A 4,811-nucleotide genomic window follows, 5' to 3' on the forward strand; every position below is an offset into this window, starting at 1 on the left:
AAGCCCGCGCAGGCTCATCATCTCGTCGGTCATCGGTGCGTCTCTCGGTTCAGGTTGGTCTTCGCAACCCGACCCTAGCCGGCGACCGCCGATGGCTACCTCCCGCGAAGACGCCCGTCCGCTACAGCGCTGTGGATGGCGCGCAAACGGGCGTCTCCGCTACCCGGCCACCTACACCACATCCTGGGACGCGACCTCGGCCAGCCCGGGAGCACTCCAGGCCGTGCTTGAGCTTCGGGGCTGATCGCGGCAGACTTAGTCCCGCAATGAACCCGTCACCGCTCGCCCAGGCCGACCTGTTCGACGACGCCGACGAGGACCACGGTCCCTCGCTCCGGCGGGCGTGGGCACGCCAAGAACCTCCCCGGCGTCGGCGGCTGCCGCGTGCTGCGGCGCTTGAAGCCCCGCCCCATCGACCCCGTCTATCAGCCCGGACCGGGCGAAAGCATCGCGCTCGTGGTCGACGTCGAGACAACCGGCCTCGACCATCGCCGCGACGAGGTGATCGAACTCGGCATGGTGGCCTTCGTGCACGACGCCGAGGGCCGCATCGGCCCGGTGGTGGGCGTGCTCAGCATGCTGCACGAGCCCACGGTCGAGATCAGCGCGGAGATCACGCGGCTGACCGGCATCATCGCCGAAATGGTGGCGGGTCAGGCGATCGACATGACGGTTGTCCGCGCCCTGCTGGAGCCGGCCGAGCTCGTCATCGCCCATAACGCCAAGTTCGACCGCGCCTTGTGCGAACGTCTCGACAACGGCTTCCGGCACAAGGCCTGGGCCTGCTCGGTCGCGGAGGTGCCCTGGGCGGAGATCGGCTTCGAGGGCGCCAAGCTTGGCTACCTCGTCAACGGCTGCGGCTGGTTCCACCACGGCCACCGTGCCGTCGACGACTGTCACGCGCTTCTCGAAGTCCTGGCCCATGAGACCGGAGGCGGCTCCGGCTTCGTGCACCTGCTGGGCTCGTCGGCCCGCACTCGGGTGCGGGTCTGGGCCGAATACGCGCTCTTCGACATGAAGGACGTGCTGAAGCGCCGGGGGTATCGCTGGTTCGGCCGCGGCGACGGCCTGCCGAAGGCGTGGTGGACCGAGGTGGACGAGGATGACCTCCCTGCCGAACTGCGCTTTCTGGAACGGGAGGTGTACCTGCGCGAGGTGGAACTCCGGCGTGACGTGCTGACCGCCTATGAGCGCTACCGTCCGGCGTGAACCCTTCAGCAGAGACCTTGCTATGCCGCGGTCAACCGCTCTTCCTGAGGCTGCCCAGGCCGATGCTCTTCGCCAGCTCGCTCCGCTTGCGCGCGTAGGAGGGGGCAACCATGGGGTAGTCCGCAGGCAGCCCCCACTTGGTCCGGTACTCCTCCGGGGTGAGGCCGCGCGTCGAAAGGTGGCGCTTGAGGGACTGGTACTGCTTCCCGTCCTCCAAGCTGATGAGGTAGTCGTCCGTGAGGGACTTCCTGATCGAGACGAGCGGGTCCAGCTTCTCAGCCTCCTGCACCGGCGCCGGCATCGATCCCATGTCGGCGAGGCTCTGGTACACGGATGCGATGAGACCCGGTATGTCGGCGGCCTGGACGTGGTTCCTCGTCACGTAGGCGGCGACGACTTCCGCGGTCATCTCGATCAGCGCTGTCGGGTCCAGGTCGGGCATCGGTCCTCTCTTCAGGCAACGCTGTTCCCATGCCGAGGCGCGTCGGGCAAGGCCATCGACGGGGTTTCGGCAGTCCGGGAGGTCGGTCGATGGCACCTTCCCGCTCCTGCCGATCTTGTGCGCACCATCGAGCGTCGATACCGTTTTCGCCTGCCACCTGGAGTCCGCCGACCTGATGCTGAGACCGAGGAAGACGATCGACCCCAAGGCAGCCCGCACCAGACTCGATGAGATCGGGGCTGCTGTCCGACGCGAGGCTGAGAGTGCCGAGGCGGATCCCTTCGACGAGGCGATAGTGGCGGCCGTGCTCGGAGCTGCCGAGGCTATGAAGGCCGAGGCCGCCGCGTTGAGCGAGGTCGAAGACCACCTGGGCAAGCTCGTCCGAAAATCCTGAACAGACGCTCGGCTAGGCGGGCGAGGCTCGAATGTCGGCACAGGCAGCTATGACCACCAGTCTTTTTAAGATGGTCTGTTTGAGAAAGTCTGATTTAAGTGGTGGGGTCATGAGGCCCATAATAGACCGCTGGAGCGGTTCATTATGGGCTTACCCGAAACGAACTAAATGCCGCACATAGCTCGACCCTGGGCCGACATGATCTCAACACGGCACCACATCAATTCGTGAGTACGACCCCAGCCGGCTCGGAGGAGTTATTTTTGCTGCAAACGACTGTATAGGTCATATCATTGTAATCATAATCATCACTCCCACCACCCATGTCGTTCCACCAATAATAAATGGTCTGACCCGGCGCTTTTGAGCAGTTCAAGGTAGAATAAGTCGGTAGTGCCGAAAAGCACGAACCAGACGTAAAGGCAGTCGTGCTAGTCGTCACCTCCAGACTGCAGTCCTTTGTCACGCTCGGGTAGGCGATGGAATTCGGCGGCATCAGATGGGAGTAGAACCAATGCGTGGATCCCTGTGCGGCCCCGTGGGCATTACTTCCATAGCCGGTTCTTCCCCCCGTAACATTGTACATGGCAAAGCCAAGTTTTTGACCAGCTGTCAGCTGGACCGAAAACGATTTTGTATAGCTACTGGAAGTGTTAGTGTAGAACTGAGTAAGGGCGGAGCTTGTTGGCACACTGTTATCAGTCGGTACAACATAGTAATATAAACTATCGATATCATAAGCGCTGCTAGCCGTTCCGGTAAGCGTAAGAGTCATCGTATAGACGGGGTTTTCGGCGGTGCTGGTGGTGGCGACTGTGTTAGACTTATAGCCGCCAATCTTCATCAAAGTATTTTCGATAGCACCACTAGCTGTAACTGTAACATTATAAAGCGTGTAAGTGCTACCGCTGGCGGTAGACGATGGTGTGATCGTGTACGTAATGCCATATGTCGACGGCATCTGCGCCACGAAGGCGTCCATATAGGCCTTGGCAGCCGCGGTCGCGGCGGAACTCGTTGACGAGCTCGTATAGGCCGTGGCGCCGGCGAGAGCCGCCGCGTCGGTGGCATTCTGCATTCGCGTCCTGAGGTTCACAGAGCGTCCGTAGTCGAGGCCTGAGCCGACCGCGACCATCAACGGCACGAGAGCGATAGCGAACCAGACCAACAGCGATCCGCCGCGATCCGCCATGAATGACCTGATGGCGCCATTCAGAGGTCGCGCGGACCCATGCTCCGCAATCTTGCCGGGACGCCGTGCCGTTCGCAACATGGGGGTGTCTTTCTCAATAATGGGTGACGGTCGTGCCAGAGCGTGGGCGCGCATAGGCGGTTCTCGTCATGGTGAAACTGGTCGTGAAGAGGGTCGTCACCACCGGCACATAGGGGTAGACGGCCTGGACGATGACCACACTGTCTTTGGCATTCGGCGTGTAGCTCGCCGCTAGCGTCGTCGGCGATGTGATCGCACTGCCGCTGCCGCAGGTCGTATCCTGCCAGTCGAGCACGCGCGAGGAACTGGCACTGGAGTAGGTGACGCTCGCCACCGTGGCGTCGAGGTTCGTTGCGGAGAACGGCGTCATCACCAAGCCGCCGCCAGTGCAGAAATTCGCCATGCTGGCAGCTGTCACCGTGGTTTGCTGGGCCACAAGGTCGGCCACCGTCTGGGCCACATCGTTGAGGCGCAGAGAGGCCCGCACCATGCGAGTTACCTCGAAGCCACCAAACAGCAGCAGAATCGTCACAGGCACCAACATGGCAAATTCGATCGCCACGACGCCGTGGCGATCCCGCAGAAAACGACGCGTACCAGTACATGTGTCGTGAGCACGCGTCATCAAAATGGCTCATTCTGAAATGCGACGGTCGATATCAGGAGCAACGTACCATTCTTGCCCAGCGTCGGAGTGATCTGGGGCACGTAAACAGGCAGTGTCCAGCCAACCTGCACGATTACGTCTTGCCCAGCTGTACCAGGTGCGAACTGAGTGCCGGTCATTCGATTGGCGCTGCTTGTTGTGATCGTCGTCGACAAGGATGCGAAGGTGGAGCCGGACACGACGTTGTATTGGATGGACGCCGAGCAGTTCGGGAGCAGCGATAGCTTGGCGCAAAGGGCGCTCACAAAGGTCGTAGCACCCGATGAGGTGACGGTGCCGGTCCGGATCTGCCGGGACGCCACCCGTGTCGCCTCGTCCAGCGCCGTCTGCACCAGCATCACAATGCCGACCTGGACGATGCAAAAAAGGAGAACCGTAAACATCAGGCTGACCAAGCCAAATTCGACGGCGGCTGTGCCGCGCATGTCGTTGAGAAGCGACCGCGCGCATAACCCCTTCGATGCGGGGGTCGAAACGTCGCTCAGAATAACATCCCGCCCGTCTATCAAATGAGTGACTCTCTTGTGGGAACTATTCCCACATGCCGAATTTCCTTTAAGGAAGGTTGAACGCCACTCCGTTATCCTGCCGCGGCAGCACAAGTCGCCATCATCGGGATAGAGGGACACGCCAACGGAGGCGCCGATCTCGATCCGATGCCCTTCGATCTCGAACGGCCGGCGAAGAGCCTCGATGATGCGCGTCGCGACGATCAAGGCCTTCTCGGGCTGAGGCTGGCTCGTCAGGATCATCACGAACTCGTCCCCACCGATCCGGGCCAGCGTGTCGGCCGGTCGGATCTCCCCCAGGATGCGCTTCGACGCCTGCACCAGCAGGGCGTCGCCGGCGGCATGACCAAAAAGGTCGTTGACCGGTTTGAAGCGAT

General features: G+C 61.7%; 5 protein-coding genes and 1 pseudogene. 2 read left to right on the forward strand and 4 right to left on the reverse strand.

Features of this window, described 5'->3' with window-relative positions:
• Positions 1-363 precede the first annotated feature (363 nt).
• A pseudogene (locus D3273_RS27180) lies at positions 364-1,209 on the forward strand (3'-5' exonuclease); the annotation flags it as partial.
• A 31-nt stretch (positions 1,210-1,240) separates the two neighbouring features.
• On the opposite strand, the gene D3273_RS27185 reads toward D3273_RS27180, so the two are convergent.
• Complete coding sequence (locus D3273_RS27185) at positions 1,241-1,651, reverse strand: Ros/MucR family transcriptional regulator (RefSeq protein ID WP_129230103.1); 411 nt, start codon at positions 1,649-1,651, stop codon at positions 1,241-1,243.
• 175 nt (positions 1,652-1,826) lie between these two features.
• Here D3273_RS27185 and D3273_RS27190 point away from each other — a divergent pair, with 175 nt between their 5' ends.
• Entirely contained in the window at positions 1,827-2,045 is a 219-nt protein-coding gene (locus tag D3273_RS27190) for a hypothetical protein (protein WP_129230105.1), read from the forward strand.
• Between the two features lie 220 nt (positions 2,046-2,265).
• Here the strand turns inward: D3273_RS27190 and D3273_RS27195 are convergent, their stop codons facing one another.
• The 3 genes from D3273_RS27195 to D3273_RS27205 form a co-directional block, all read right to left on the reverse strand.
• Complete coding sequence (locus tag D3273_RS27195; RefSeq protein WP_165359742.1) at positions 2,266-3,237, reverse strand: TadE/TadG family type IV pilus assembly protein; 972 nt, start codon at positions 3,235-3,237, stop codon at positions 2,266-2,268.
• A gap of 94 nt (positions 3,238-3,331) precedes the next feature.
• A complete protein-coding gene (locus D3273_RS27200) occupies positions 3,332-3,820 on the reverse strand; it encodes a TadE/TadG family type IV pilus assembly protein (protein ID WP_165359743.1) in 489 nt (162 codons plus the stop codon).
• 62 nt (positions 3,821-3,882) lie between these two features.
• Positions 3,883-4,811: TadE/TadG family type IV pilus assembly protein (locus D3273_RS27205; RefSeq protein ID WP_129230110.1), on the reverse strand; the 929-nt coding region annotated here is incomplete at its 5' end.

It is taken from the genome of Lichenibacterium minor (assembly GCF_004137685.1).
Lineage (GTDB): Bacteria > Pseudomonadota > Alphaproteobacteria > Rhizobiales > Beijerinckiaceae > Lichenihabitans > Lichenihabitans minor.

Coding starts and splice junctions, on each gene's coding strand:
- D3273_RS27185 (WP_129230103.1), bottom strand. CDS start 1,651: ATGCCCGACCTGGACCCGACAGCGCTGATCGAGATGACCGCGGAAGTC.
- D3273_RS27190 (WP_129230105.1), top strand. CDS start 1,827: ATGCTGAGACCGAGGAAGACGATCGACCCCAAGGCAGCCCGCACCAGA.
- D3273_RS27195 (WP_165359742.1), bottom strand. CDS start 3,237: ATGGCGGATCGCGGCGGATCGCTGTTGGTCTGGTTCGCTATCGCTCTC.